Here is a 273-nt window from a genome sequence, read left to right as displayed (position 1 = left end):
AGATCAATGCCCGGGCACCGGCCAGCAGTTGCGCCAGATCTTCATCCGGAAGATACCCGAGCAGGCATACGTCGCCTGTGGCCAGGGCTGTGCGCAATTCTTCACTGAACTGCTCGTGTTGCCAGCCGGCCATACCGACGATCAGCAGCGGAAAACGCTGACGCACCGCCTCCGGCAACAAAGCGTGGGCGCGCAGGGCGAGGGTCAGGTTCTTGCGCGGTTCCAGGGTGCCGACGCAGAGGAAATATTCCCGCGCGACGACGCCATGGGCCT

Annotated in this window: 1 protein-coding gene; it reads right to left on the bottom strand. The window is 63.7% G+C overall.

Going from position 1 to position 273, the window contains the following annotated elements:
- The coding region (locus tag SB772_RS40885) for a glycosyltransferase (protein ID WP_410838637.1) at window positions 1–273 on the bottom strand (273 nt) is incomplete at both ends.

This window comes from Paraburkholderia sp. SIMBA_030 (genome assembly GCF_046535245.1).
Taxonomy (GTDB): domain Bacteria; phylum Pseudomonadota; class Gammaproteobacteria; order Burkholderiales; family Burkholderiaceae; genus Paraburkholderia.
The sequence above is the reverse complement of the archived record's forward strand: the minus strand, read 5'-3'. Positions and strand labels throughout refer to the sequence as shown.